The organism is Nesterenkonia sedimenti, assembly GCF_012641515.1.
GTDB lineage: Bacteria > Actinomycetota > Actinomycetes > Actinomycetales > Micrococcaceae > Nesterenkonia > Nesterenkonia sedimenti.
In genome coordinates this window covers 39810-66728 of the sequence record NZ_JABAHY010000006.1, presented here as the reverse complement: position 1 = coordinate 66728, position 26919 = coordinate 39810, and the positions used below count along the sequence as shown (strand labels likewise).

The 26919-nt window shown below is 64.6% G+C and carries 25 protein-coding genes, 1 tRNA gene and 1 pseudogene; 14 read left to right on the top strand and 13 right to left on the bottom strand.

All coding sequences use genetic code 11. The features are described from left to right. Position 1 precedes the first annotated feature (1 nt). Together otsB and HGQ17_RS07930 are read left to right on the top strand one after the other, a co-directional pair. Entirely contained in the window at positions 2-769 is a 768-nt protein-coding gene (otsB, locus tag HGQ17_RS07935; RefSeq protein WP_168887414.1) for a trehalose-phosphatase, read from the top strand. Positions 770-779: 10 nt separating this feature from the next. Further along, entirely contained in the window at positions 780-2105 is a 1326-nt protein-coding gene (locus HGQ17_RS07930) for a DUF4032 domain-containing protein (protein ID WP_168887413.1), read from the top strand. Between the two features lie 19 nt (positions 2106-2124). Here the strand turns inward: HGQ17_RS07930 and HGQ17_RS07925 are convergent, their stop codons facing one another. The 3 genes from HGQ17_RS07925 to HGQ17_RS07915 are packed head-to-tail and all read right to left on the bottom strand — an operon-like array spanning position 2125 to position 3491. Beyond that, positions 2125-2430, bottom strand: coding sequence for a type II toxin-antitoxin system RelE/ParE family toxin (locus HGQ17_RS07925; RefSeq protein ID WP_168887412.1), 306 nt, complete (start codon positions 2428-2430; stop codon positions 2125-2127). Next, positions 2427-2678, bottom strand: a complete 252-nt coding sequence (locus tag HGQ17_RS07920; protein ID WP_168887411.1) for a ribbon-helix-helix domain-containing protein — start codon at positions 2676-2678, stop codon at positions 2427-2429. The genes HGQ17_RS07925 and HGQ17_RS07920 overlap by 4 nt, the downstream gene beginning before the upstream one ends. A 39-nt stretch (positions 2679-2717) precedes the next feature. Next, positions 2718-3491, bottom strand: a complete 774-nt coding sequence (locus HGQ17_RS07915) for an IclR family transcriptional regulator (protein ID WP_168887410.1) — start codon at positions 3489-3491, stop codon at positions 2718-2720. 64 nt (positions 3492-3555) lie between these two features. On the opposite strand from HGQ17_RS07915, the gene aceB reads away from it, so the two are divergent. After that, positions 3556-5160: a malate synthase A gene (gene aceB / locus HGQ17_RS07910; RefSeq protein WP_168887409.1), complete on the top strand. Its 1605-nt coding sequence runs from the start codon at positions 3556-3558 to the stop codon at positions 5158-5160. Positions 5161-5163: 3 nt separating this feature from the next. On the opposite strand, the gene HGQ17_RS07905 is transcribed toward aceB, so the two are convergent. Next, a complete protein-coding gene (locus HGQ17_RS07905) occupies positions 5164-5766 on the bottom strand; it encodes a hypothetical protein (RefSeq protein ID WP_168887408.1) in 603 nt (200 codons plus the stop codon). 195 nt (positions 5767-5961) lie between these two features. On the opposite strand from HGQ17_RS07905, the gene tenA reads away from it, so the two are divergent. The 4 genes from tenA (at position 5962) to HGQ17_RS07885 (ending at position 9591) form a co-directional block, all read left to right on the top strand. After that, the gene (gene tenA, locus HGQ17_RS07900) at positions 5962-6627 is read left to right on the top strand and encodes a thiaminase II (protein WP_168887407.1); all 666 of its coding nucleotides are present in this window, start codon (positions 5962-5964) and stop codon (positions 6625-6627) included. A gap of 43 nt (positions 6628-6670) precedes the next feature. Further along, positions 6671-7324 carry an SDR family oxidoreductase gene (locus HGQ17_RS07895; protein WP_168887406.1) on the top strand — a complete coding sequence of 218 codons (654 nt, stop codon included), beginning with the start codon at positions 6671-6673 and terminating at the stop codon, positions 7322-7324. Between the two features lie 41 nt (positions 7325-7365). After that, positions 7366-7439, top strand: a tRNA-Val gene (locus tag HGQ17_RS07890). Between the two features lie 112 nt (positions 7440-7551). Further along, a complete protein-coding gene (locus HGQ17_RS07885) occupies positions 7552-9591 on the top strand; it encodes a threonine/serine exporter family protein (RefSeq protein WP_168887405.1) in 2040 nt (679 codons plus the stop codon). A gap of 100 nt (positions 9592-9691) precedes the next feature. On the opposite strand, the gene HGQ17_RS07880 is transcribed toward HGQ17_RS07885, so the two are convergent. Beyond that, positions 9692-10384, bottom strand: a complete 693-nt coding sequence (locus HGQ17_RS07880; protein ID WP_168887404.1) for a uracil-DNA glycosylase — start codon at positions 10382-10384, stop codon at positions 9692-9694. Positions 10385-10457: 73 nt separating this feature from the next. Between HGQ17_RS07880 and HGQ17_RS07875 the strand changes: the two genes are divergently transcribed. Further along, the gene (locus tag HGQ17_RS07875) at positions 10458-11120 is read left to right on the top strand and encodes a LytR C-terminal domain-containing protein (protein WP_168887403.1); all 663 of its coding nucleotides are present in this window, start codon (positions 10458-10460) and stop codon (positions 11118-11120) included. A 238-nt stretch (positions 11121-11358) separates the two neighbouring features. After that, positions 11359-12996: a chaperonin GroEL gene (gene groL / locus HGQ17_RS07870; RefSeq protein ID WP_168887402.1), complete on the top strand. Its 1638-nt coding sequence runs from the start codon at positions 11359-11361 to the stop codon at positions 12994-12996. A 67-nt stretch (positions 12997-13063) separates the two neighbouring features. Here the strand turns inward: groL and HGQ17_RS07865 are convergent, their stop codons facing one another. The 3 genes from HGQ17_RS07865 to HGQ17_RS07855 all read right to left on the bottom strand — a co-directional run bounded on the left by HGQ17_RS07865 (position 13064) and on the right by HGQ17_RS07855 (position 14627). Continuing rightward, a complete protein-coding gene (locus HGQ17_RS07865) occupies positions 13064-13354 on the bottom strand; it encodes a WXG100 family type VII secretion target (RefSeq protein WP_168887401.1) in 291 nt (96 codons plus the stop codon). Between the two features lie 150 nt (positions 13355-13504). Beyond that, a complete protein-coding gene (locus HGQ17_RS07860; protein ID WP_168887400.1) occupies positions 13505-14473 on the bottom strand; it encodes a Sir2 family NAD-dependent protein deacetylase in 969 nt (322 codons plus the stop codon). Continuing rightward, the gene (locus HGQ17_RS07855) at positions 14433-14627 is read right to left on the bottom strand and encodes a DUF3073 domain-containing protein (protein ID WP_168887399.1); all 195 of its coding nucleotides are present in this window, start codon (positions 14625-14627) and stop codon (positions 14433-14435) included. The genes HGQ17_RS07860 and HGQ17_RS07855 overlap by 41 nt, the downstream gene beginning before the upstream one ends. A gap of 147 nt (positions 14628-14774) precedes the next feature. On the opposite strand from HGQ17_RS07855, the gene HGQ17_RS07850 reads away from it, so the two are divergent. Then, on the top strand, positions 14775-15506 hold the full coding sequence (locus tag HGQ17_RS07850) for a hypothetical protein (RefSeq protein WP_168887398.1): 732 nt from the start codon (positions 14775-14777) through the stop codon (positions 15504-15506). Here HGQ17_RS07850 and clpB read toward each other — a convergent pair. Then, positions 15503-18112: an ATP-dependent chaperone ClpB gene (clpB, locus tag HGQ17_RS07845; RefSeq protein ID WP_168887397.1), complete on the bottom strand. Its 2610-nt coding sequence runs from the start codon at positions 18110-18112 to the stop codon at positions 15503-15505. The two genes, HGQ17_RS07850 and clpB, sit on opposite strands and share 4 nt — an antisense overlap. A gap of 260 nt (positions 18113-18372) precedes the next feature. Between clpB and HGQ17_RS07840 the strand changes: the two genes are divergently transcribed. Genes HGQ17_RS07840 through HGQ17_RS07830 form a run of 3 tightly spaced genes read left to right on the top strand, consistent with a single transcriptional unit; the run spans position 18373 to position 22063 of the window. Next, positions 18373-19212, top strand: a complete 840-nt coding sequence (locus HGQ17_RS07840) for a P-loop NTPase family protein (protein WP_168887396.1) — start codon at positions 18373-18375, stop codon at positions 19210-19212. After that, positions 19209-21428 carry a YhgE/Pip domain-containing protein gene (locus HGQ17_RS07835; RefSeq protein ID WP_168887395.1) on the top strand — a complete coding sequence of 740 codons (2220 nt, stop codon included), beginning with the start codon at positions 19209-19211 and terminating at the stop codon, positions 21426-21428. The genes HGQ17_RS07840 and HGQ17_RS07835 overlap by 4 nt, the downstream gene beginning before the upstream one ends. Beyond that, positions 21425-22063: a TetR/AcrR family transcriptional regulator gene (locus tag HGQ17_RS07830; RefSeq protein ID WP_168887394.1), complete on the top strand. Its 639-nt coding sequence runs from the start codon at positions 21425-21427 to the stop codon at positions 22061-22063. Before HGQ17_RS07835 ends, HGQ17_RS07830 begins: the two co-directional genes overlap by 4 nt. Here HGQ17_RS07830 and HGQ17_RS07825 read toward each other — a convergent pair. Further along, on the bottom strand, positions 21997-22383 hold the full coding sequence (locus tag HGQ17_RS07825) for a transposase (protein ID WP_168887393.1): 387 nt from the start codon (positions 22381-22383) through the stop codon (positions 21997-21999). The genes HGQ17_RS07830 and HGQ17_RS07825 overlap by 67 nt on opposite strands. A 142-nt stretch (positions 22384-22525) precedes the next feature. On the opposite strand from HGQ17_RS07825, the gene HGQ17_RS07820 reads away from it, so the two are divergent. Continuing rightward, positions 22526-23107 carry a small multi-drug export protein gene (locus HGQ17_RS07820; RefSeq protein ID WP_229503408.1) on the top strand — a complete coding sequence of 194 codons (582 nt, stop codon included), beginning with the start codon at positions 22526-22528 and terminating at the stop codon, positions 23105-23107. 564 nt (positions 23108-23671) lie between these two features. On the opposite strand, the pseudogene HGQ17_RS15280 reads toward HGQ17_RS07820, so the two are convergent. The 3 genes and pseudogenes from HGQ17_RS15280 to HGQ17_RS07805 form a co-directional block, all read right to left on the bottom strand. Beyond that, a pseudogene (locus HGQ17_RS15280) lies at positions 23672-24142 on the bottom strand (ABC transporter ATP-binding protein); the annotation flags it as partial. Beyond that, positions 24130-25752: an ABC transporter permease gene (locus HGQ17_RS07810; RefSeq protein ID WP_211090530.1), complete on the bottom strand. Its 1623-nt coding sequence runs from the start codon at positions 25750-25752 to the stop codon at positions 24130-24132. The gene HGQ17_RS07810 and the pseudogene HGQ17_RS15280, both read right to left, overlap by 13 nt. Before the next feature lie 6 nt (positions 25753-25758). Beyond that, on the bottom strand, positions 25759-26805 hold the full coding sequence (locus HGQ17_RS07805; RefSeq protein WP_168887392.1) for an extracellular solute-binding protein: 1047 nt from the start codon (positions 26803-26805) through the stop codon (positions 25759-25761). Between the last annotated feature and the right edge of the window lie 114 nt (positions 26806-26919).

Genomic DNA, 26919 nt, shown 5'->3' with positions numbered 1-26919 from the left:
CGTGAGCATTCCCGAATCCCTGAACGAGGCACTGGAGAAATTCGCCGCACGGGGCAAACTCCTGGTGTGCCTCGACTTCGACGGCTGTGTGGCCGAATTGGTCGCCGATGCCGATTCCGCCCGACCAGTCCCGGAGAACGCCGCGGCCATCGAGAAACTGGCAGAGCTCGACGACGTCGTCCTCGCCTATGTCTCGGGCCGCCCCCTGGAGACACTGCGCGAACTGGCAACCCCCCCGGAGGGAACCCTGCTGTTCGGCTCCCATGGGGCTGAGCGCTGGTTGGGTCCGGACTCCCCCGGCCTGGAGTTGACCCCCGCGCAGGAGGCAGGGCGCATCGAGATCCTGGACACCCTGGAGGAGATCGCCGCTGATCACGAGGGCGCCTGGGTTGAGCACAAACCCGCAGGCGGGGCCATCCATGTCCGCCATATTGAAGACATCGAACTCGGCGAGCGCATCCTGGATGAGGCCCGGGCGGCGATGGCGACTATCGACGGGGCCAGCTCCAAGGACGGCAAGCGGATCCTGGAGGCCGTCGTCGTGAAATCCACCAAAGGTGAGGCCATCGAGGAGCTGCGCGCTGCGACCTCACCGGATGCAGTGTTCTTCGCCGGTGACGATGTCACTGATGAGCATGGTTTCGCCGTCCTGGGCCCCCAGGATGTGGGAGTCAAAGTCGGTTCCGGTGAGACCAAAGCCGGTCATCGGATCGATGCCCCGGCGGCCCTGGCCGATGTGCTGAACCGGCTGGCCGCCCTGCGCGGCTAAACTGTGGGTCATGTCACCTAGCCGCGGGCTGAGCCTCACCGCCTCTGGAACTATTCCGCAGGAGCTGCTGAACCTTCCCTGGCACCTGCCCCTGGTGCAATGGCCCGACGACGTCCTGGCCGCCCTGCCGCGAGGCATCTCCCGGCATATTGTGCGGTTTGCCTATCTGGGCGGTTCGATCATTGCGATCAAAGAGACCTCGGAGCGCTCAGCCCGACATGAGTACCGGATGCTGCGCCAGCTGGGTCGATTGGGCGCCCCCTGTGTGAAACCGGTGGCTGAGGTCACCGGGCGCACCAGTGAAGCCGGCGAGGAGCTCTCCCCTGCCCTGGTGACCCGGCATCTGCGGTTCTCCCTGCCCTACCGTGCGGTATTCAACCAGATGATGCGCAAGGAGACCCTGCAGCGGCTGATCGACGCCCAGGCCCTGCTGATGGTGGAGCTGCACCTGCTGGGGTTCTACTGGGGGGATGTCTCCCTGTCCAACACGCTCTTCCGGCGCGATGCCGGCAATTTCAAGGCCTATCTGGTCGATGCCGAGACCGGGGAGCTGCATCCTGAACTCTCCAATGGTCAGCGGGAATACGACCTCGATGTAGCCCAGGTCAATATCGCCGGTGAGCTGATGGACCTCATGGAGGGCGGTTTCGTCGATGAAGGGGTCGACCCCGTGGCGACCTCGACCCAGTTCATCGACGCCTACCGGGGGCTCTGGCAGGAGCTGACCGGAGATACTGCCTTCAACGCGGATCAGCAGTGGTTGGTGGAGGAGCGGATCCGCCGGCTGAATGAGCTGGGCTTCGATGTTGAGGAATACGACATCCGTTCTGCCGCCGAGGACGGTCAGCTTCTGCTGCGCCCGAAAGTTGTGGAGCCGGGCCATCACCAGCGCCGGCTGATGGCGCTGACCGGGCTGGATGTTCAGGAGAACCAGGCCCGGCGGCTGCTGGCCGATATCGACTCCTACCGGGCGGCGAACCACCCACAGAGTGATGAGTCGGTGGCTGCCCATATGTGGAGCCAGGAGATCTTCCAGCCGCTGATCGCCAAGGTGCCCAAGGATCTGCGGGACAAGCTGGAGCCAGCCGAGATCATGCACCAGCTCTTGGACTACCGCTGGCAGCTCTCCGAGCAGGAGGCTCGGGATGTTCCCCTGGATGAGGCGCTGACCAGTTTCATCGAGACCGAGCTGCGCAAGTACCGGGATGAGGCGGTACTGATGGTCAACCCACCCACTGATGTCATCCGGCAGCTAGAACTGGGCGCCAGCCGCTCCCCCATCGACGACGACGAATCCCCCGAGGACAACCAGGACGCCTCAGCCTGGTACTCCTGAACGCTAGTCAGCCAAGCACTCAGGCCCCGCCATCGCTCGGCCAGGACTGTGGCGACTGGGCCGTATGGAGGATCCGCAGAATGTGCACCGTCTGATCCCGGTAGACGTAGAAAATGCTGTAGGGAAGAGGCTTCAGTGAGGCTCGCCGAACTTCCTCCCGCCCCTCGACCAACCGGCTGCTGCGCGGGTATGCCTTCAGCCGGTCAAAGGTGTCTGACATTCTTCGCGTGAAGCGTGTCAGCGCCGTCTCGCCGCCTGCCCGGTAACGATCTTTGATGTCCTGGAGGTCTTGAAGGGCGAGTTCCCGGAGGATCAGCCGGGTCATACCCGCATGAACTCCTCACGGAAGTCCTCCCAATCCACGCCCCCAGTTGGGTTCTCGTCCAGCTCTGCCAGGGCCTGGTCAATTTTACGGAGCTCTTCTTGGGAGGGGTGATACTTCGGCACCTCGAGATAGGCGCGCACTGCTTCCTGGATGAGGTCCGAGCGCGAGCGATGCTCATGCTTTCGAGCGGTTTCCACAGCCTCATAGAGCGGTTCCGGCAGGGTCACTGCAATCTTTCTTGAAGCCATACGCCACCTCCTGGGTATGACACTATCCTACCGCCATCTTTACCCGCGGGTGAGTTTGCGGGCGATTTCGGCGGCGGTGCGGGTCATCAGAGGGGTGGCGTGCCGGATGAAGGCATCGGTCATTCGCGCGGTGGGCCCCGAGACTGACAGCGCCATCCGGGTGGGGCCCTGCGGGATCGGCACTGCCAGGCAGCGCACGCCAAGCTCCTGCTCCTCGTCGTCGATCGCGTAGCCCTGGGCCGAGATCACCGGCAGCTGATCCAGCAGTGCCTGCGGTTTGGTCAAGGTCTTCGGGGTTATCGCCTGCATTCCCGTAGACCGCAGGACCTCTCGGACCCGGTCCTCAGGCAGGGTGGCCAGCATCGCCTTACCCACCCCAGTGGAATGCAGATAGGCCCGGCGTCCCACCTCAGTGAACATCCGCATTGAATGCGGTGAGGGCACCTGGGCGATATAGACCACCATCTCCGATTCCATGGCCGCCATATTCACGCTCTCGCCCAGCTCCGCGACCAACGACTGCATCTGCGGCACCGCCAGACTGCCCAGCTGGCGGGTCGCACCCTCCCCCAGGGGCACCAGATTCGCCCCCAGGGCGTACTCCTTATTCGGCAGCTGGTGGACCACCCCGATATGCATCAGCGTGTGCAGCAGCCGGTGCACGGTGGGCCCCGCCAGCCCGGAGACCGACTTCAGCTGCCCCGCCGTCGCGCTGCCTCCGCTTTTGACCAGGGCATCCAACAGCCCAAAAGCACGCTCCACCACCTGCACCCGGTCACGTTTCTGGTCCGCATTGTGGACTTCTTCTTTCATAGTGCGGATTCTATGGCATAGAACTGAGATCGTCACCGGCCACCATCAGCGCAAAGGAGCAGCTGTGAGCATCACCGTCGAGAAACCCTATGAAGCCGAGGGCACTGAGCTCATCATCACCGAGGAGGCACTGCAGTTCATCGAGGAGCTGCACAACCGCTTCGCCAGCACCCGGGATGAACTCCTGGAGAACCGGGTCACCGCCCAGCAGGAGGCCGCAGCCTCCGGAACCATGGACTTCCCAGCAGAAACCGCCGAGATCCGCGAGGGCGACTGGACCGTAGACGCGCAGCCAGCCAGCCTCGCCGACCGCCGCGTAGAGATCACCGGACCCCCGGCCCCGGCCAAGATGGCCATCAACGCCCTGAACTCCGGAGCCAAGGTCTGGCTGGCCTGCCTGGAGGACGCACTCTCCCCCTCCTGGGGCAATCTCATCGAGGCCCAGAAGAACCTCTACGAGGCCGCCCGGGAGACCCTGCAGTTCACCTCCCCCGAGGGCAAGGAATACAGCCTGCGCACCGATATCGACCTGCCCGTCGTCGTCGTGCGTCCCCGCGGCTGGCACCTGCCGGAGAAGAACATCCTGGTCAACGGCAAACCGGCCATCGGCTCCCTGGTGGACTTCGGGCTGCATTTCTTCCACAACGCCCAGGTGCTGGCCGAGAAGGGCACCGGCCCCTTCTACTACCTCGCCAAACTCGAGCACTACCGCGAGGCCCGGCTGTGGAACGAGATCTTCAGCTTCGCCGAGCAGAAACTGGGCATCCCGCACGGCACAGTGAAGGCCACCGTGCTGATCGAGACCATCCCCGCGGCCTTCCAGATGGACGAGATCCTCTACGAACTGCGCGAGCACGCATCCGGGCTCAACGCCGGACGCTGGGACTACCTCTTCAGCATCATCAAGTACTTCCGGGCCTCCGGGGAACAGTTCGTCCTGCCCGACCGCGCCCAGGTGGGGATGACCCAGCCGTTTATGCGCGCCTACACCGAGCTGCTGGTGGCCACCTGCCATAAGCGTGAGGCCTTCGCCATGGGCGGGATGGCAGCCTTCATCCCCAACCGCCGTGAACCCGAGGTGACCGCCAAGGCCATCGAGAAGGTCCGCGATGACAAATCCCGTGAGGCCGGCGACGGTTATGACGGCTCCTGGGTGGCCCACCCCGATCTGGTCGACCTCTGCGCTGAGGAGTTCACCAAGGTCCTGGGTGAGAACCCCAACCAGATCAGCCGCAAGCGAGACGACGTCAACGTCACCGCCGAAGACCTGCTGAACATCGGGGCAGCCGAGGGCGATGTCACCGAGGCCGGGGTGCGGATGAACCTCTATGTGGCGGTCTACTACACCGCCGTCTGGCTCTCCGGCAATGGTGCGGTGGCCATTCACAACCTCATGGAGGACGCCGCCACCGCCGAGATCTCCCGCTCCCAGGTCTGGCAGCAGATCCACAATGGGACCGTCACCGCCGATACCTCAGTCACCGTGACCACTGAACTGGTGGAGAAACTGCTGGGTGAGGAAGTCCAGCGGCTGCGGGAGGAGATCAACGACGACGCCACCTTCAGCAAATACTTCGAACCGGCAGCTGGCATCATCAAGGACCTCGTGCTCAACACCGAGCACTATGAGGACTTCCTGACCTCACCGGCCTACGAGATCCTCAACTGAGGATCAGAGGTCATGCTGTTTGAAGAGGCGCTCATCGGGATCGGTGAGCGCCTCTTCCAGTAGGGCCCGATTCACCTTCAGCGCCTGGAGGTCCTTCTTCACGACCTGGTCCCGGGTCTTGGCCACCGCCTCGGCAATAAGACTCACCTGGGTCTTGAACTCCTCGGCATGGCGGGGTTTAGCCGAATCGGGCAGCCCCATGAACAGCTCCAGGGCGCGGGGCAGATGCCGGTTGATGGTGTGATAGACCGCATCCTGCTGCTCAGGCAGCCGCTGCAAGGTTTCCCACCGCTGGACGATCTCCTCCAGCCCCACCACAGTCATCCGCAGCTGGCCATGGGTGGCCGGCGGGAACTGATTGGACTTATTCCGAATAGTGGATTCGATCTCCTCCAGCCGAGTGGTCAGCGTCTTCTGAGTGCTGCTCAGCTGCTCGGCGCGACGGCTGATACTGATTTCGCGGCCGTACATCATCCCGTAGGTTCCGGCCGCCGCGGCGCCGCCGACCACCGCCCCTGCTGCCAGGGCCCAGGGATTGGGCAGCATCAGGATCAACAGAATGGCGAATCCGACCAGGAAGGCCGCGGCTGAGGCTGAGTACTTCACCAGGTCAGCCTATCGAGACAGTCTCAAAGCTCCCCTAAGACAAAAAAGGGGGACCAGCCCGCACCAGGCTGGTCCCCCTTGGAGCGAGTTGTCTCTCTCGCTTTGTCGCACCCAAGTGATGCCTACCTTACATACGACTCAGATGATTACGCAACACATGATTTGCGAAATTTGGGGAATTGTATTGTGAGACACATGACATCCCTCTTCGAGCGCCTCAAGACCGCAGCTGCCGATGCCTGGCAGGCCTATACCCACCACGAGTTCATCAACCAGCTCGAGGCTGGCACCCTGCCCCAGGCCGCCTTCCGCCATTACCTCGTGCAGGACTACCTCTTCCTGCTGCAGTTCTCCCGGGCCTACGCCCTGGCGGCCTATAAAGGCCAGACCTTCGCCGATGTCGCCAAAGGCCAGGCGGGACTGTTGGCCAGCCTGGAGGAATCAGAACTGCATGTCCGACTCTGCGCCGAATGGGGCATCAGCCGCGAGGAGATGGCAGCAACCCCTGAACACCCGGCGACCGTGGCCTATACCCGCTACGTTCTCGACACCGGGATGCGCGGCGACCTCCTGGACCTGCATGTGGCCCTCTCCCCCTGCGTGGTCGGCTACTCCGAGATCGGCAAGCGCCTGGCACCGGCGATCCAGCAGCAACCTGATCATCCCTATGCAGAGTGGATCTCCGAATACGCCTCCGAGGAGGTCCAGCAGCTGGCCGCTGAGGCCATCGGTTATATCGACCATCTCGGTGAGCGCTTCCTCTCCGAGGCCCGGTTCGAAAACCTCGCCCAGATCTTCGCCACCGCCACCCGGATGGAAACCGCCTTCTGGCAGATGGGACTGGACCTCGGTCAGGAATAGCTCAAGGCAGGAATAGACACAGCCAAAATGTGTTGTGGCGAATATGGCTGAGCAGAACAAAGTTGTCATTGTTGGTGGACACGGCAAGATCGCGCTGTTGGCAGCGCCGAAGCTAATCGAGGCCGGATTCGAGGTCGAATCCCTGTTCCGGAACCCGGAGCATACCGATGAGGTCGCTGCCACCGGGGCGAAGGCAACTGTCCTGGATATCGAGAACGCCGATACCGCCACCCTGGCCGAGACCTTCGCCGGTGCGGCAGCGGTGGTCTTCTCCGCCGGTGCTGGCGGCGGCAATCCCGCCCGCACCAAGGCCGTGGACCACGAGGCCGCCATCCGGACCATGGATGCAGCCGCCCAGGCCGGCATCAGCCGGTATGTGATGGTCTCCTACGCCCGCTCGGAGACCGATATCCACACCCTGGACCCGGAGAACTCCTTCTACCCCTATGCTGCGGCCAAGCACCACGCGGATAACTACCTGCGCGGCACCGAACTGGACTACACCATCCTGGGCCCTGGGAAACTGACCCTGGAACCTGCCAGCGGGAAGCTCACCACAAGCCCCACCGAGACCTTCGAGACCTCGCGGGAGAATGTCGCCGAGGTGATCCGTTATGTTCTGGCCGAGGATGCCGCCATCGGTGAGACCGTGAACTTCTTCGACGGAGACACCCCCATCGCGGAGATCTTCGGTTAGGAATCTGGCACCTGAGGGTGCTAGGATTTTACGGTTCATCCGGATCCGTAGCTCAGTTGGTTAGAGCGCACGCTTCACACGCGTGAGGTCGATGGTTCGAATCCATTCGGATCCACAGAATGGGGCAATCTGCCCCGGCCCACCTGAATCTCAGGTTTTACATTTTCTTCACTTGCTAGACCCGCCCCGGCGGGTCTAGACGTGGTTGTATGGTTTCAGGAGGTGTGATGCCGGAGCGGGAAGCCCACTCCCAGGATTCCGTAGAGCGGAACGACGACGCCGTCGTGCCCCATGCGCAGGATGCCGATTCCCCCGGCACTGATCACACTGAACCCATTGATCCGGTCCTCTCCGAACCCTCCACCGACACTGCCCTGATCCCGGTGGTCAAACCCTCCCAGGAGGGTCAGGCCGAGGAGGAGGATGAGGGCTTCGTGAAGTCCTTGACCGGCTCACTGGCCGCCACCTGGGCATCGGCAGCCAAAGAGGCACATCTGGAGTGGCAGGAATACGATGCCGAGGCCGCTGCCCGGGTTGCCGAGGAGGCTGAGGCCGCCCAGGCTGAGAGCACCCGGCATGCCTACTCCGATGACTTCTCCCTGGCCGAGACCATCGAACCGCCGACCACCACCTCGGCGAGCCCACCGGTTTCCACCACCACCGGCCCGCAGCCGACAACCGGTCAGCTGAGTCTGCCGATCACTGGTCCTTCCACCCCGCTGCCGGCTGAACCCATCCGTCGTCGTTCCGTCCTGCGGCCCTCCTGGCTGCGCGGGAAGAAATCGGAGACCCGCACACCCACCAAGGCCCGGGCCGGGGATCTGCTGGAGAAGGCGGGGCTGGACCGCAAAGTCTTCGACCGGCGGCTGAACCCGCAGCATGTCTTCAACAAGATCATGCAGACCGAGAAGCCCACCACCGGGCAGGAGTCCATTGTGGACCGGCTGGCCGGGACCCCCTATGCGAATCCGGTGCAGGCCGATGCGCATGTGGAGACCGAGGAACTGGCCACCATCTCCTTTGTGCTGGACCTCGGTGAGGCCCTGTTCCGCTATGGTGCTGGCGCCCTGGAGGTGGAGACCTCGATCATCGCGGTCACCGCAGCCTTCGGTATGCGCAATACCGATGTGGATATCACCAACCAGTCGATCAGCCTCAACTGGGCACCTGATGACCACATTCCTTATTCCCGGGTGCGCGTGGTGCGCTCCTGGTCGAATAACTTCAACGCGCTCTCGGCGGTGCACCGTCTGGTCACCGATATCACCTCTGGCCGGATGACCCGGACCGAGGCCGAGCAGCGGCTGGAGGAGATCACCCGGGAGCCTAAGCCCTACCCGCGGTGGCTGATCACCCTCTCGGGTGCGATCTTTGCCAGCTTCTTCGCCAGCTACCTCGGGGCACCCATTCTGGATGCCACCGCCGGTTTCGCCGCCACCCTCTGTGTGCTGTGGCTGACCCGGCAGTTGGCTGCCTGGCGGGTGCCGGAGTTCTTCACCCTGGCCGCCGGCGGGTTCGTCGCCTCCGCGGTGGCGATGACGGCCTTCGCCATGGACGCCGATGTCACCCCGTCCATGGTGGTCGCCGGTGGACTGATGATTCTGCTGCCCAGTGTCCGGATTGTCGGTGCACTGCAGGATGCGATCAACGGATTCCCGCTGACCTCGGCCGGGCGTATCGTCTCCTCGATGATGGCCTTTGCCGGTATGACCGCCGGCATCATGGCCGCGGTGATCGGCGCCGACCTTTTGGGCATCACCCAGGAGGAACTGGCTCAGGGGCTGGACCGCATCTATCCTCCGCTGGTGCTGATCGCTCTGGTCTTCGTGGCCTGTTCAGCCGCGGCCATTGTGGAACAGACCCGACCGATTCTCATCCTGCCCACCGGGGCCATCGGCGCCCTGGGCTTCTGCGCCCTCTATGCGGCAGAGCTGATCGGCCTCGGCGACCGGTTCACCCCGGTGATCGGCGGTGCCGTCGTCGGTGCTCTGGGCAGGATTGTGGCCCTGAAGCTGGGCGCCCCTCAGCTGGTGGTCGCAGTTCCGGCCATGATGTTCATGCTGCCCGGGCTCATGGTCTTCCGCGGGATGTACCAGATCGCCATTGAGAACAGCACTGCCTCCATGATGGGTGGGCTCTTCGAACTCTTCAACGCCCTGATCATCATCATGGCCATCGCCGCCGGCATTGTGCTCGGCGATGTGTGCATGCGTCCGCTGACCTCGCAGCTGCAGTCGAACGAGCGTTCCCGCGCCCGCAACCGTTAAACGGCCCTGAGGCCGGCGATCTGCTTCGCTCAGCTCAGTCGCAAGGCTTCTTCGCCTTGCTTCCCTCGCTTCCCTTGCAGCTCATCCCGCCCAGAACCGTTTAGGTGTTTAACGCCCAGTTGATGGGCTCCGCGCCCAGGTTCTGCAGTGCCTGGTTTGTCCGGGAGAAGGGGCGGGAGCCGAAGAAGCCTCGGTAGGCCGAAAGCGGGGAGGGATGCGGGGAGACGATCACCTCGGTATGTGATCCCGCATTGAGGATCGGCTGCAGCTGGCGGGCCTGGGCACCCCAGAGGATGGAGACCAGGGGCTTGCCGCGGTCCACCAGGGCCCGGACCGCATGCTCGGTGACCGGCTCCCAGCCGATGCCCCGGTGGGAGGCCGGCTGACCCGCTGAGACTGAAAGTGCCCGGTTGAGCATCAGCACCCCCTGCTGGGCCCAGGCGGTGAGATCCCCATGCGGGCTCGGCGGGATCCCCAGATCAGTTTCCAGCTCCTTGAAGATATTGTTCAGCGACTTCGGCAGCGGCCGCACATCGGAGGCCACCGCAAAGGACATGCCAATCGGATGCCCTGGGGTCGGATAGGGGTCCTGACCGATGATCAGCACCTTGACCTCATCGAAGGGCTGGCGGAAGGCCCGCAGGATATTCTCCGGGGCCGGCAGGATCTGTTCACCGCCGCGTCGTCGTTCCTTCAGCTGTTCACCTACGGCGGCCAGCTGGTCGGATACCGGTTCCAAGGCACGCTCCCACCCGGACTCCAAGGGGGCAATCAGCTGCTCTGAGACGCTCATTGCACCCACTTTAAGGCACTTCTTCTGCGCGGATATCCGTTCCCAGGCCCCGTCTGAGACGTAGGATGGCCCTATGAGCCAGTTCCCCCACGATGAGTTCGACAATGTCGCCCCGTATAAGTCGGACGAGGTCGGCAAGCACCGGGCCCCGGGCGCTGCCGCCGCAGCCGGCGCTGCCGGAAGCTCTGCAGGTGCCCTGAAGTGGGTCGGACTGGTGGCCGTGGCACTGATCGTCATCGGCGCCCTGGTCTTCTGGGTCATCCCCTCCGGCGATGACGAGCCGGACCCCGCCGCTGATGAGGACACCAGCGAAGATGACACTGCCGGTGAGGACGCCGAGGGCAATGGGGAGGCCGACGGCGAGGACACCGGTGAAGGTAATGGCGAAGACGATGAGAACGGCAACGGCGAAGACGATGAGAACGACAACGGCGAAGCCGAGGCCGGTGGTCCCCTGGATGCCGATCACGCAGTCCGTGCAGTCAACGCCGGCGCCCCCGATGGTTCAGCCGGGGACATGACTCAGCAGCTGGAGGACCTCGGAGTCAACGTCCAGCAGTCCATCGACTGGGATCCGGGCTGGGGCAGCCTCACCACCACCCCGCAGATCATCTTCCCCGAGGACGAACAGCAGGAGTTCGCCGAGGCTCTGGCCGCTGAGCTGGGGATCGACACTGTGACCCCGAATAACCAGTGGCAGACCATTGTGGTGGTCATCGGACCCGAGTACGAGTAGGTCTTCAACCAACTGCTCCATATCTTGCACTCAAGGGTGGAGAGTGCTAAAAATTGAGTTAGCACTCTCGTGTCGAGACTGCTAATGAACCCCATCAGGTGAGGCCATGATGCCCTTGGTGACTCTTGGGCAGGCCGTCCGTCGCGGGCATCTGACAAGGTTCTTGACGCCCTGATTCGCTCAGGGTCCGACGCGAAAACGTCAGAATCCACTCACGTCCAGGAAGGACAGTGCCGATATGGCTAAGACCATTGCATTCGACGAAGAGGCCCGCCGTGGCCTCGAGCGGGGACTGAACAGCCTCGCCGACGCCGTCAAGGTCACCTTGGGCCCCCGCGGCCGCAACGTTGTGCTCGAGAAGTCCTGGGGCGCACCGACCATCACCAACGACGGTGTCTCCATCGCCAAAGAGATCGAGCTGGAAGACCCCTACGAGAAGATCGGCGCCGAGCTGGTCAAAGAGGTCGCCAAGAAGACCGACGATGTTGCCGGTGACGGCACCACCACAGCCACCGTGCTGGCTCAGGCCCTGGTGAAGGAAGGCCTGCGCAACGTGGCTGCCGGTGCTGACCCCATGGGTCTCAAGCGCGGCATCGACAAGGCCGTTGAGGCCGTGACTGCCGAGCTGTTCAACTCCGCCAAGGAGGTTGAGACCACCGAGCAGATCGCTGCCACCGCCTCCATCTCCGCTGCTGATGAGCAGATCGGTGAACTCATCGCCCAGGCCCTCGACAAGGTCGGCAAGGAAGGTGTGATCACCGTTGAGGAGTCCAACACCTTCGGCCTGGAGCTGGAGCTCACCGAGGGTATGCGCTTCGACAAGGGCTACCTCTCCGGCTACTTCGTCACCGACGCCGAGCGTCAGGAAGCCGTCCTGGAGGACCCCTACATCCTGATCGTGAACTCCAAGGTCTCCTCCGTGAAGGACCTCATCGGAGTTCTGGAGCAGGTCATGCAGTCCGGCAAGCCGCTGCTGGTCATCGCTGAGGATGTCGAGGGCGAAGCCCTGGCAGCCCTGGTGGTCAACAAGCTCAAGGGCACCTTCAAGTCCGTGGCCGTGAAGGCCCCCGGCTTCGGTGACCGCCGCAAGGCCATGCTGGCCGATATCGCCATCCTCACCGGTGGCCAGGTCATCGCCGAGGAGGTCGGCCTCTCCCTGGAGAACGCCACTCTGGACCTGCTGGGCACCGCCCGCAAGGTCGTTGTCACCAAGGACGAGACCACTATCGTCGAAGGTGCCGGCGAGGCCAGCGAGATCGAGGGCCGGGTCAACCAGATCAAGGCCGAGATCGAGAACACCGACTCCGACTACGACCGCGAGAAGCTGCAGGAGCGGCTGGCCAAGCTGGCCGGCGGCGTGGCCGTCATCAAGGCCGGTGCAGCCACCGAGGTGGAGCTCAAGGAGCGTAAGCACCGCATCGAGGACGCCGTGCGCAACGCCAAGGCCGCCGTGGACGAGGGCATCGTCGCCGGCGGTGGCGTGGCCCTGATCCAGGCCGGCAAGCGGGCCTTCGAGTCCCTCTCCCTGGAGGGAGACGAGGCAACTGGCGCCAACATCGTGAAGTTCGCTGTGGAAGCTCCGCTGAAGCAGATCGCCGTCAACGCTGGCCTGGAGGCCGGCGTAGTGGCCGAAAAGGTGAAGTCCCTGCCCGATGGCCAGGGCCTCAACGCCGCCACCGGCGACTACGAGGACCTCCTGGACGCCGGCGTGAACGACCCGGTGAAGGTCACCCGCTCTGCCCTGCAGAACGCAGCCTCCATCGCCTCCCTGTTCCTGACCACCGAGGCAGTGGTCGCCGATAAGCCGGAGCCCGCTCCGGCCGGCGGCGGCGCCCCGGATATGGACGCCATGGGTGGCATGGGCGGCATGATGTAATCCCCCTTTCCACGGAAAACCCCCGCGCGGTGTGAACTGCGCGGGGGTTTTCGTTTAACCGGCTGACTCAGCGGCCGAACATCTTGGTATTGGCCATCTCCGTATCCTCATACTGCTGGGAGGCTAAGGACATCGCCTGGCGGACACTGGCCAGGGCCTGTTCGACCTGCACCTGGGTGGCCCGCCATTTGGTCAGCACATCCTGGAACGCCCCGGAGGCTGAACCCTTCCAGGTCTCCTGCAGGGCCCTGAGCTGCCCCTCCATGGAGGCGACATCGGACTGGATCCGCCCCAGGGTGGCCTCCACCGTGCCGGATTTGGCCATGAGGTCGCCGGTATCGATCTGAAAGACTGCCATCGCTTTTCCTTCCTCGCGTCTAGGGATTCGAAGGAGCGGGCTCCTCCTGATCCGAGCCTAGGGAGGACAAGACAGGACTCTGTGGGCCTCTGTGCGCGCTGTGGAGGCAGCGGCGGGTCGTGGCTGAGGATGCGTGCTGCTGGGGAAAACTCAGGGCTGCAGAGAGCCGCTGAGCTCCTCGAGCGCCGGGGTGATCTGGGTCCGCCAGCGCCAGCTGGCCTTGGGATCCACCCGGGACGGGCCGCCGTTGATGACAGCGATCGGCTTCTGCGCCTTGGCGAATTTCAGGGCGATGGAGAACCCGCTCATCACCGCCATGGAGGAACCCACCACCAGCAGTGAGGCCGAGGCCGCAATGAGAGCCTCGACGGCGCTCTTGCGCTCGGCCGGGACGTTCTCACCGAAGTAGACGACATCGGGTTTGAGCGTATCGGCATCGCAGATCAGGCAGTGCACCAGGTGGAAGCGCTGGACCCACTCATCGGCCAGGGTGACATCGCCATCGGGGTTCATATTCTCCGCAGCTACGGCTGCAGCCTCTGCGTAGCCGGGGTTGGCCTCTTCAAGCCGGGTGTCCAGCGCTCGGCGGTCTTCATCATTTCCACAGGTCAGGCAGACAACGCGGGAGAGGTCACCATGCAGCTCCACCGTATTGGCCCCGCCGGTGTCACTGATCTTCTGCGCGGCAGCCGCATGCAGCCCATCGACGTTCTGGGTGACCAGACCGGTCAGGAGTCCGCTGTGCTGCCATTGGGCGAGGATCTCATGGCCCCGGTTGGGTTCGGCTGCACCCATATGCCGCCAACCCACAAAAGAGCGAGCCCAATACCGCCGGCGTGCTGCGGCGTCGTATTTGAACTCCTGAAAGGTCATCGGCCGGTGCCGGCTCAATGATCCACTGGGACCCCGATAATCGGGGATACCGGAGTCGGTGGAAATCCCGGCGCCGGTCAGACAGAGAACCTCGCCTGCCTCAAGCAGGTCGTGGATGCCGTTGCGGGCTACCTCAGGCGGATGCGGCTGGGCAGTTTCCTCCACCGTGCGGGCGATGGAGCGCAGGGCTGCCGCATGCGCGCGGTCAATACCGCTCGTCGTCGTAGTCCCAGCGGTCGGTGTCATAGTCATCGGACTCATTGCCGTCGTGTGAGTCCGGATTCTCGCCGCGAGCCTCTGCCAGCTCACGCTCAAGCGCAGACAAATCAGTGTTCGGGGTGAAGTACTTGATCTCCCGCGCCTGCTTCGTCGCTTTCGCCTTCTGACGGCCACGCCCCATGAGCGGGACCCCCTTAACGTCGTCTCGATGCGGCCCGCGCGATAGGGTTCATCGCGGGCTTGACCTTTGGATGAAGTAGTTCGTGCTCTCTAGGTTAACATGAGTCTCACTGCCGCGTCGCACTGAACCGGGGAGGGTTATGCCGCTATGAGCAAATCATCGCCGGAATCCGGGGCCTCTGAACGCCCCATGACACGCCGTGCTCGCCGCGAGGCAGCAGGCGATACCGGGTTCCGACTCAATGCCTGGCCATTCCTTATCGGAGGGGTGCTGGTGGTCTTTGTCACGGCCGGTCTGCTCTGGTGGTTCCTGGTCCGCAATGATGCTCAGGAACCGGTCGGTGGCTGGGAATGGACACCGAATCCCGCCGACGGCGTACACGCCCGTGACGTGCCCCCTGAGGACTGGCAGGCCGGCTGGTGCCTAAGCGGTTTCACCAGTGAAGAGGAACCGGCCCATGTGGTTGACTGCGAGCGCTCCTATGACCTCCAGCTGCTGGTTCGCGATGATCTCGACGAGGACGGCGAGTACCCCGGGGATGAGTCCCTGGTGGCCATGGCCGATGAGCTCTGCCAGGCCGATGTGGAGATCGACGCCGAGGCCCTTGAGGAGGCCGAGGAGGATCTGCATTTTCTCATCGGACGCCCCACCGAGTCCGGCTGGAACAACGAGGGCGACCGTGAGGTCTCCTGTTTCCTAGGCCGGGTCGATGAGGGCCGGATGAGCGGGGACTTCCTGCCCACCCGCAGTGATGACGCCGAAAGTATTGAGGAGGCTGACCTCGACTCCTCAGGAGAGACCGAGGGCCCCGAGGCTGATGAGCCCGAGGCCTCCCCTGAGGAAACCGAGGATGCAGGCGGCGACGGAACTGAGGACTAAGCCTTCCGTTTCACGGTCAGACCGTGGACGGCGTCGTCGTCGATGCCGAGGTCCTCACGGTCGACCAGGACGGTGTCGCCGTCGTTGATCTCTGCCCCCAGCAGTGCCTTGGCCAGCTGATCGCCGATCTCCCGCTGGACCAGCCGGCGCAGCGGCCGTGCCCCATAGGCGGGGTCATAGCCGTTGAAGGCCAGCCATTCCTTGGCGGCGTCGGTGACCTCCAGGGTGAGCCTGCGGGAGGCCATGCGCTCCTGCAGCGACTCGATCTGCAGGTCCACGATCGAGGTCAGCTGCTCCATGGACAGCGGATCGAAGATCACGGTGTCATCCAACCGGTTGAGGAACTCGGGTTTGAAGCTGGCGTTGACCACCTGCATCACGTTCTCCCGCTTCTTCTCATCCTCCATGGACTGATCCACCAGGAACTGGCTGCCCAGGTTGGAGGTCAGGATCAGCACCACGTTGCGGAAGTCCACGGTGCGGCCCTGCCCATCGGTGAGCCGGCCGTCGTCGAGGACCTGCAGCAGGATGTCGAAGACCTCGGGGTGGGCCTTCTCCACCTCATCCAGCAGCACCACCGAGTAGGGACGACGCCGCACGGCCTCGGTGAGCTGGCCGCCCTCGTCGAAGCCCACATACCCCGGGGGCGCACCGACCAGCCGTGCCACGGAGTGCTTCTCGGAGTATTCGGACATATCGATGCGGATCATCGAGCGCTCATCGTCGAAGAGGAACTCTGCGAGGGCTTTGGCCAGCTCCGTCTTACCGACACCGGTGGGCCCCAGGAAGAGGAAGGAGCCGGTGGGCCGGTCGGGATCGGCGACTCCGGTGCGGGCGCGGCGGACTGCATCGGAGACTGCGGCCACGGCCTTGGTCTGGCCGATCAGCCGGGCGCCGATGAACTCCTCCATCTGCAGCAGCTTCTCGGTCTCGCCCTGCATCAGCCGGCCGGTGGGGATGCCGGTCCAGGCGGAGATCACCTCGGCCACGGCATCGGCGTCGACCTTGTCAGAGACCATCCGCTCCATACCTTCGGAGTCAGCCTCCTGGGCCTCAGCCTCGGCCAGCTCCTGCTCGGCCTGGGGGATATCGCCGTAGCGCAGCCGGCCGACCTCAGCAAAGTCGCCTTCGCGTTCGGCCCGCTCGGCGGCGGATTTCAACTCATCGAGCTTCCGGTGCAGCTCGGCGGCACGGTTATGTGCCCCCTGCTCGCGCTCCCACCGGGCGTTGAGCCCGTCGAGCTCCTCACGCTTATCGGCCAGTTCCTCCTCCAGGGCGGCGAGCCGTTCCTTGGAGGCGGCGTCGGTCTCCTGGGCCAGCCAGGTGCGCTCAGCCTCAAGCCGGTCCACCGCACGGCGGAGTTCATCGATCTCCACCGGAACGGAGTCGATCTCCATCTTCAGCCGGCTGGCGGCCTCATCCACGAGGTCGATGGCCTTATCCGGCAGCTGGCGGCCGGTGATGTAGCGGTCGGAGAGCTCAGCGGCGGCCACCAGGGCGGCGTCGGAGATTTCGACACCATGGTGGGCCTGGTACTTCTCCTTGATACCGCGCAGGATAGCCACCGTGTCCTCCACAGTGGGCTCACCGACGTAGACCTGCTGGAAGCGGCGTTCCAGGGCGGCGTCGGTCTCGATGTTCTCCCGGTACTCATCCAGGGTGGTGGCGCCGATCAGGCGCAGCTCACCGCGAGCGAGCATGGGCTTGAGCATATTGCCGGCGTCCATGGAACCATCGGAGCTGCCGCCGGCGCCGACAACGGTGTGCACCTCGTCGATGAAGCTGATGATCTCGCCGTCGGAGGCTTTAATCTCATCCAGGACGGCCTTGAGCCGCTCTTCGAATTCGCCGCGGTACTTGGAGCCGGCGACCATCGCGCCGAGGTCCAGGGAGATCACTCGCTTATTGCGCAGGGCGTTGGGGACGTCCCCGGCCTCGATGCGCTGGGCGAGACCCTCGACGACGGCGGTTTTGCCGACCCCGGGTTCACCGATCAGCACGGGGTTGTTCTTGGTGCGGCGGGAGAGGACCTGAACCACGCGGCGGATTTCGGCATCACGCCCGATGACGGGGTCGAGTTTGCCGTCCTTGGCCAGGGCGGTGAGGTCAGTGCCGAATTTCTCCAGGGCCTCGAAGGTGCCCTCGGGGTCCTCGGTGGTGACTTTGCGGCCCTGGCGGACGGAGTCCACGGCGGCGCGCAGGGCTTTGACGTCAGCGCCGTTGTCCTGCAGGGCCTGGCCGGCGGGGTCGTTGACCCCGGCGATGCCGAGCAACAGGTGTTCGGTGGAGACGAAGTCATCGCCCATTCGTTCGGCCTCGGCCTGGGCGTTCTTCATCACGGTCAGACCATTGCGGGAGAACTGGGCATTGGCCACTGAGGCCCCGGAGGATGAGGGGAGGTCCTTGATGGCTGCCGAGGCGCGGCTGGAGACCGCATCGGGATCGGCGCCGGCTGCCTTGAGGGCGGCCACGGCCACTGATTCCCGGGTGTCCATTAGGGCTTTGAGGATATGGGCGCCCTCGATCTGGGGATTCCCGGCGGTATTGGCGTTCATGGCGGCCGCACTGACCGCCTCCTGAGACTTAGTGGTGAGTTTGATGTCCATGGCCTCGCGGCCCCCTTTCTGTTCGGATTCTCATCACAGGGGATCTACTGACTAAACTTGAGTCTACTTTACTCAACTTATGGCGTGCGGTAGTTATTCCGCCCCTTTCCAAACGAGGGAGTCTCCAGGAATGTAGGTTCCGGTTAAGTTGTCAGTAATCTCATGTATCTGTCAGTGGCGTGTCAGTGGTCTCATCTTCGCGAATGACCCGTTCCTCACATTTTTGTACTGACCAGTCAGTTTAAGAGTATGCTGGGTCTATGCTGGAACTCCACAACGTCGCCTTCAACGGTCACCATGGCCGCGTGGTCCAGCCGACCTCCTTCGCCGTTCCAGACGGCGAGCTTGGCGTCCTGCAGGCACCCACCGCCATGATGCGCACCGCCCTGGCCCTGATCGCCTCGGGTCGGATGGCGCCCGACGACGGGGAGGTGCGCATCGACGGTGTCGCTGACCTGCGGGCTGTGCGGCTGCGCACAGCCCTGGTGGATGCGCCCACCATCACCGCCCCGGAGCACCACATGACCGTGAAGAACGTGGTCTCCGAGTGCCTGGCGCTGCGGCCGCGTCGCAGCCGGGTGGGCACGAAGGCACGCCGTTTCGGGGTCCGCGCCTGGCTGGCCGAGCACGACGCCGAGGATCTCACCGGCGCTCGGATCGACACGCTGGAACCCCTGGAGCGCGTGGGGCTGCTGCTGGAACTGGCGTTCTCCGACCCCCAGGTGCGCATCGCCGTCGTGGACTCCCCCGACCGCCATGAAGTGGACCGCGACCAGCTGCTGGACTTCCTAGGGGACCGCTGCAGCGTGGACCACGACCGTGCCGTGCTGGCTGTGCTCGAGGAAGCGCCGGCCCGGGAGGACCTTCCCTGCGGGTTCGCCGGGCACCACGAGGGGCCGTTCGTGCTCAACGCGGAGCACTCCGAGGACACAGTGACGGAGACTGCGGGCGAGGCAGATTCTGTAGGTGAGGCTGCAGCCGCAACCCAGACAGCCGACGACGCCGACGCCGATCGTCACGACGCCACACCCGATGCCACAGCGCTGGATGACACCACCCCGGACACCGACCTGGACGACCTGCTGGAGGACAAGCGATGACGTTCCTGCGCCTGGTGCGCTCCGAGTTTGCCCGGATGACCAGCAGCTTCACCCCGCTGCTCACCATCTTCGGATTGGCCCTGGTGCCGGTGCTTTACGCGGGCATCTACCTCTACGCCAACTGGGACCCCTACGAAAATCTCGAGGGCGTGGACGCCGCGCTGGTGAATTTGGATGAGGGCGCGGACTTCGACGGTGAGCACCGCACCATCGGTGACGACGTGGCCGAGGAGCTGATCCACGACGCCTCCTTCGGCTGGGTGGAGGTCGACTCCCGCGAGGCCGCGGAGGGCGGCGTCGCCTCGGGGCAGCACCAGTTCGCGCTGATCATTCCTGAGGACTTCTCGGAGGCGCTGGCCTCACCGTCGAGCTTCGCGTCCGCGGACCAGGCGATCCTGGACATCACCACCAATGAGGCGAACAACTATCTGCTGAGCAACATCGTCTCGGTGCTGGCCTCGGAGATCCATGAGTCGGTCTCCAGCGAGGTCGGGCAAGAGACCGCAGATGCGATGCTGACCGGCTTCGGGCAGATCCACCGCCAGCTGGTGGACGCCGCCGACGGCGCCAACCAGCTCCACGACGGTGCCGGGGAGCTGCGTGACGGCATCAGCGAGCTGCGTGACGGCTCGGTGGATGTGGCTGACGGCGCCGGGGACCTGGACGAGGCCGTGGACGAACTCGCCCTCGGACTGGGGCAGCTTTCCGAGGGCACCGAGCAGCTCTCCGACGGCGCCGGGCAGCTGTCCACAGGCGCCTCGGAGCTGTACAGCGGGATGTCTGACCTCCAGGAGGGTGCGGATGCGGTGGACACCGCCGCCGGGAAGCTCTCCGACGGCGCCTCCGAGCTAAACACCGGGATCAGCACACTTCACGACGGCATGGAGCAGGTGGCCGACGGCAACGAGGCGCTGTCTGCTGCCTCCCATGAGGCCTCCGACATCATCTCCGAGTTCGAGGCTACGGCCGAGGGGCGGGTGGATCAGGCGGTGCAGGACCTGCTGGACGCCGGGGTGATCGAGCAGGAACAGGCGGACGAGGCCCATGAGGCGCTGGGGTCAGTGGCCGAGGATTCGGAGCTGCTGACCCGGGCACAGGAGGCCCGCAGCCAGCTGGATGAGGCGCAGGAGAACACCGACGCCCTGGCCATCGGCTCCCGGGAGGTCGCCGACGGCGCCTCAGAGCTGCTGACCGGCAGCTCGGCGCTGGCCGACGGCGCCGCTGAGCTATCGGCCTCCACCCCAGACCTCTCCGACGGCGTCGGGACCGCCCGAGATGGCGCCCTGCAGCTGAGCTCCGGGGCCTCTGACCTCTCCGACGGCGCCGATGGGGCCCACCAGGGTGTGGGCCAGCTGGTCATCGGCACTGGTGAACTCAATGAGGGCGCCACGGCTCTCTCTGACGGAACGATCGCCCTGCGGGACGGCCTCGCAGAGGCCTCCGACGGGTCGGTGGAGCTGACCGACGGCGCACAGGAGTTGGCCGGGGGACTCGACGACGGGGCATACGAGGTGCCGAACCCTAACCAGGATGAGCGTCAGGAGGTTAGCGAGGTGATCGGCAATCCGCTGAAGGTCAACCAGACCGCGCAGGCGGAGGCCGGCAACTACGGGGCCGGGATGGCGCCGTTCTTCCTGGCGCTGTCGCTGTGGATCGGTGCGCTGGTGATGCTGCAGGTGCTGCGGCCCACCTCGCCCCGGGTACTGGCCTCCAATGCGCCCTCGGCGTCGATCGCCCTGGGGTCCTGGATCCCGTTCCTGCTGCTCTCGCTGACCCAGAGCCTGCTGCTCTATACCGCAGTGGTGCTGGGGCTAGGTCTGACCCCGGCACATCCGTGGCTGGCGCTGGCGCTGCTGTTCGCCGCCTCCATGGCGTTCTCCGCCCTGGTTCAGGGCGTGGTGGCGCTGCTGGGGAATCCGGGCAAAATGCTGATGATCCTACTGCTAGTGCTGCAACTGGTGGCCTCCGGAGGCACGTTCCCACCGCAGACCCTGCCGGAGCCGCTGCAGGCGCTGCACCCGGTGCTGCCGATGAGCTATGTGGTCGACGGTCTGCGGCATGTGATCTACGGTGGAGATCTGGCCACGCTGTCCACCTCACTGGCCGCACTGCTGGCCACTACCGGTGTGGGGCTTACTTTGCTGGTGCTGGCGATCCGGAAGAAGAAGATGTGGAGCCTGAATCGGCTCCAGCCGGCCATTGAGGAGGCGGCATGAGCGCGAACGGGGTGGAGCACCCCACCGGGAAGGTGCGCCGCGGTTCGGCCCGGGTGCGACTGCTGCAGGCGCTGATGTCCCTGGACGATCACCGCAGCGTGCAGGAGCATTCGGTGGACGAGCTGGCCGCGATCGCCAATGTGGCCAAGGGCTCGGTGTACTACCAATTCGGCTCCAAGGAGAACCTGGTGCGCCAGATGCTGGTGCATGGGGCGGAGGAGCTGCAGCGCATCATGGATGAGCTCGACGACGGCGGCAACCTCGCCGTCGTCCGGGCCACCCTGACTGCGCAGATCCGTGCGGCCTTCGCGTTCCTGCGCGAGCACCCGTCCTTCACCGGGCTGGTGGCCTATGCGTTGGCCCGACGCCGCGATGACGAGTCCCAGCAGCTGCGTGCCGAGAAGGAGGCGATCGTGGGTCTGCTGACCGACCGGCTGGGCCGACTCGACGCGGCGAAGGTGGCCGGGGGACTCACGGAGGCGGCATCGTCCCCGGCCCGATTGGAGATCATGGCAACCTCCCTGCTCTCGGCGGCGGTGACGTTGAGCATCGAGCAGCACACCACAGATCAGGAGTGGTCCGAGGAGGACTGTGTGCAGGCGCTGGTGGCGATGTCCGCCGGCGGCCTGGAGTGAGGCTCGGTCCGGCGTTCCTCTGCCGCGCCGGTGAGCCCTTTTGGGTAGGGTGCCTCCTGACCCAAGAACTTTGAAGCGATCTTCAGGATTTCAAGTTCTTGTTCCAACTCGCGGATGCGTTTACGAGCCTTGCGCAGCTCGGCACTCTCCGCGGTGGCGATACCGGGGATCCCTCCCCTGTCGATGCGGTCCTGACGGACCCAACGCCGCAGCACAGCATCGCTGATCTGAAGCTCATCTGCCACCACAGGGACTTTTCGTCCCGCACGCACTAGCCCGACCGCACAGTGGCGGAACTCAGCAGGATTGGCTTTCGGCATTTCTCAGATCCTTCCGATAAGGACCTGAACGCTACACCTGAAGTGGTACCCATGGAGGCCATGCGGGGTCACAGGGACGCAGAGCCGAAGTTAACCCCTAGGGCTGACGTTTTCCGGGCCATCATCCGGAAGACTTATAGCCATGATCGAAACGCTGCCTGCACTCGCTGACACCATGACTCTCGCCACCGCCATGGAGGTCGACCCCGAAGAGATTACCTTCCCCGAGGGGTCCTTCATCGCCGGGCTGCGCGACTGGAGCGAGTCTCTGCCGGAGGCCCTGCAGTGGCTGGCGATCATCGCGATCTCCGCGATCCCGTTCATGGAGTCCTTCGTCGGTGGGTTCATCGGCGTTGTGATCGGTCTGCCCTTCTGGGCTGCGCTGCTGACCGCTGTGACCGGCAATATGCTCGCCCTGTTGATCCTGATCTACGGCGCTCACTTCATCCGCACCCAGATTATGAAGCGTCAGGAGCCCAAGGAGCTCTCCCCCACGCGGCAGAAGCGGCGGGAGAAGGCCAAGCGGCTATTCGACAAGTTCGGTGTGCCGGGTGTGTCTCTGCTGGGCCCCATTGCTCTGCCCAGCCAGTTCACCGCCCCGCTGATGGTCTCCTTCGGCGCCAACCGCCATGCGGTCACCCTGTGGATGTTCGTCTCCGTGGTGGTCTGGGGTGCTGGCTTCACCCTGCTGGGCGTGGGCTTCCTGAACATTATGGCGGCCTGACCCAGATCCCTGGTTCCGGCTCCGCCACTCGGCCACGGCCGCACCGCCGACGAGTCGCGCGGAGCCTTCGATCTCCACCTGCACCTCGGAGCCCCGGGCCAGCTCGGTGGCCCCGTGGGTGCGGGTACGCAGACGCCCGGCATCACTGAGCACTCGCCCGAGGGAATCATCCAGCGGTTCCAGCAGCAGGGCGGCGTCGTGCCCATAGAAATGGGTATCGGTCACCACCGCATTGGGAAGCTCCCCCGGCTGGTTCGGCCGGGCCCTGAGCTGTTCGGGACGCAGGATCTTCACCTGATCCTGCTGTGGGGCCTCGAGCACGATGACCTCCCCCAGCAGTAGGGCGATATCCAGGGTGGCCGGCTCGGCGTAGACCTCCCGGGGTGTGCCGGTCTGGGAGATATCCCCGCCCTGCATCACCGCCACAATATCGGCCATACTCATCGCCTCGGCCTGGTCATGGGTGACCACCAAGGCGGTGGCCCCGGCCAGGCGGATGACCCGTGCGACATCCTCGCGCAGTTCGGTGCGCAGCCCGGCGTCCAGGGAGCTGAAGGGCTCATCCAAAAGGATCATCTGCGGGTTCGGGGCCAGCGCCCGGGCCAGGGCGATCCGCTGCTGCTGGCCCCCGGAGAGCTCCTGGGGCATCCGGTCGGCAAAACCCTGCAGCCCCACCATCTCCAGCATCTGCTCCACCCGCTGCTTTGCCTTACGTTTGGAACCGAGTCCGAAGCCGATATTTCCGGCCACTGACAGATGCGGAAACAGCGCCCCCTCCTGCGGCACCAGCCCCACTCCCCTGCGCTCCGGCGGGATATGTTCCCGGGGACTTTCGACCACGCGGCCATCGATGCGTACCTCACCCTCGGTGGGCCGGTGGAATCCGGCGATACTGCGCAGCAGGGTGGTCTTCCCGCAGCCGGAGGGTCCCAGGACTGCGGCGATGGATCCACTGGGCACGGTGAAGTCCACCCCATTGAGCACTGTGCTACCGCCGAACCCCGCCTGGAGTCCGCGGATCTCTACATCTGCCATTTCTGTTTACCCTCTCGTTTCTTCTTCCGCTCGATCACAGCCAGGCCCATCACCAGTGCGGGGATCGCTGAGACCAGTAACAGCAGCAGCGCATAGGGTGCCGAGGCGGCGAACATCATCCGGTTGGTCAGCGTCCACATCTCCGTGGTCAGGGTGTTCGCCCCGGTAGGCCGCAGCAGCAGGGTCGCCGGCAGCTCCTTGGCCGCGGAGAGGAAGACCAGTGCCACCCCGGCTGCCACCCCCGGGATGGCCAGGGGGATGGTCACCCGCAGGTGAGTGATGATGCCGTTCTTACCCAGCGAGCGGGAGACCTCCTCCAGGCTGGCCGGTGCGGCGGCAATCCCGGCCCGGACGGCCACCACCGCCAGGGGCAGGAAGAGCACTGCATAGGCCAGCACCAACAGCGGGGTCTGCTGATACCAGCCGGGCACCACCCGGATACCGACGAAGACGAAGGCCAGCCCGATGGTGATCGCCGGCAGTGCGTGGCCGAGATAGCTGACTGACTCCAGGGACCTCGACAGGGTGCTGTCATGCCGGGCGGCCAGAACTGCAATGGGGAAGGCCATCACCACTGCCAGCAGGGCACCGCCGGCAGAGAACCACAGCGTATTGGCCGTGGTCTCCACGATCCGCTCCATATCGAAGCCCCGGGAGCTTCCGGAGATGAACCACTGGATGACGATGCCGACCGGGAACCCGATGGCCCCGCCTAGTAGGCCGAGTGACCCGATGAAGGCCGGCCATTTCGCCCTGCCCAGGGGCACCACCGGGGGCCGGCTGCTGACTCCCTTGCCCACCCGGATCTGACCGAACCGGGCGGCTTTCCCGCGGGCCCGGCGTTCCATGATCATGATGATCGCGGCCACCAGAACCAGCACACAGCCGAAGATCGCTGCCGGTGTCCGGTCGAAGGCTCCCCGGTAGCTGGCGAAGATCCCGATGGTGAAGGTCTCGTACCGCATCAGCGAGGGCGCAGCGAAGTCACCGAGCACATAGAGCATGGTCAGCAGAGAACCGGCGGCGGCAGCCGGGCGAACCCCGCGTACGGTGACCAGGAAGAAGGTGCGCACCGGTCCTTTGCCCAGGGAGCGGGCGGCCTCCTCGGTGGCGATGTCTCCGCTGCGCAGGGCGGCCATCACCGGCAGCATCACAAAGGGATAGGAGCCCAGGGTCAGCACCAGGAAGACACCGCCGAAGCCGGCGATCCCGGGCCAGACCGAGAGCCAGGCGGAGCCGGCCACCAGGGAGGGAACTGCCAGCGGCAGGGTGAACAGGACCCCGAGAGTACGCCGGAAGGGGATATCGCTGCGGGTGATCAGCCAGGCGCAGGCCACCCCGATGACCAGGCAGGAGGCAGTGACGGTCACCGCCAGCACCCCGGTCCGCCAGAGCAGTTCGGCATTGCGTTCGGAGAAGGCCATCTCCAGCACATACCCCGGTCCGCGTTCGAAGGCCCGCAGAATGAGGTGGTAGAGCGGAACCAGGACGATGGCGGCCACGGCCAGTCCGGCTGCGGTCAGCAGCAGCGGGAGCCGCCGGAATCTGTTGACCCATCGGGGCAGGCGTCGCCGTTCTGTTCTGACGTCCCGGTTAGCTAGTTGGAACACCCCGAATCACAGCAGCCCTGCATCTCGCAGCATTTCCAGGGTCCGTTCCATATCTGCGACCTCAGCCAGTTCCACCGGGGGTGTGCCGAGTTCGCCGAGTGGAACCAGTTCGTCATGCTGGGATTCGATACCGTCCACTACGGGGTATTCATGGGTCTCATCGGCGAAGTACTGCTGGGCCTCCTCCGAGAGCAGGAATTCGATCAGCTCATGGGCCTCCTCCTGCATCTGGCTGCCCTCAAGCACTGAGATTCCGGCGATCACCGGAATACCGATGGGATCTCCGCCGGTGACATAGTGGGTGTCCCAGTCGACGTTTTCTTCACCATCCTCTTCGATCTGGCGGATGTGGTAGTAGTGATTGACCAGTCCGACGTCGACCACGCCCTGTTCGATGCCCTCGATGATCGCCCGGTTGTTATCGAAGATTTCGGGGTCATTGGCAGCAATATCGTTGAGCCACTGCTGGGTCGCCTCATCCCCCTCCAGGGCGCGGAATCCGCTGAGGAACGCTTGGAATGAGGAGTTGCTGGGGGCGATGCCCAGCCTGCCCTCCCATTCGGGTTCGGTGAGCTCATAGGCAGATTCAGGCAGGTCATCCACCGAGATGTTCTCGGGGTTATAGCCGATGACCCTGGCCCGGGCGGCGGTGCCGACCCAGCTGCCATCGGGGACCTGGAAGCTCTCGGGCACCATCTCCAGGATGTGGTCGGGAAGGGTGGCGATATAGCCCTGGTCGTTCAGGGCGTTGATACCGCCGACCTCCAGGGTGAAGTACACATCGGCTGGGGTTGCCTCCCCCTCCTCGAGGATCTGGGAGGTCAGTTCCGCACTGTCGCCGTAGCGGACATCGAGTTCGATGCCGGTGTCCTCCTCGAACTGTTCGAAGAGTTCCTCCACATTTCCCTCACTGCGGCCGGAGTAAACCGTCAGGGCGTCATCGTCGTCGCCCTGGGTGGCAGTCGCTCCGCAGGCGGCCAGGGCCGGCAGGCTGATCATTGCCGCACAGGCACTGCTGAGTGTCCATTTCTTCTCCACCGCAACCTTGGCCACTGTGTCTCCTCACCGTTGAGTTCTGCATGGTCACTTTCAGCCTAATTGCGATTAACTCGCCTGTGAAGTGCATCACAGAGGCAAATAAATTCACGACGATGGCGACACATTTAC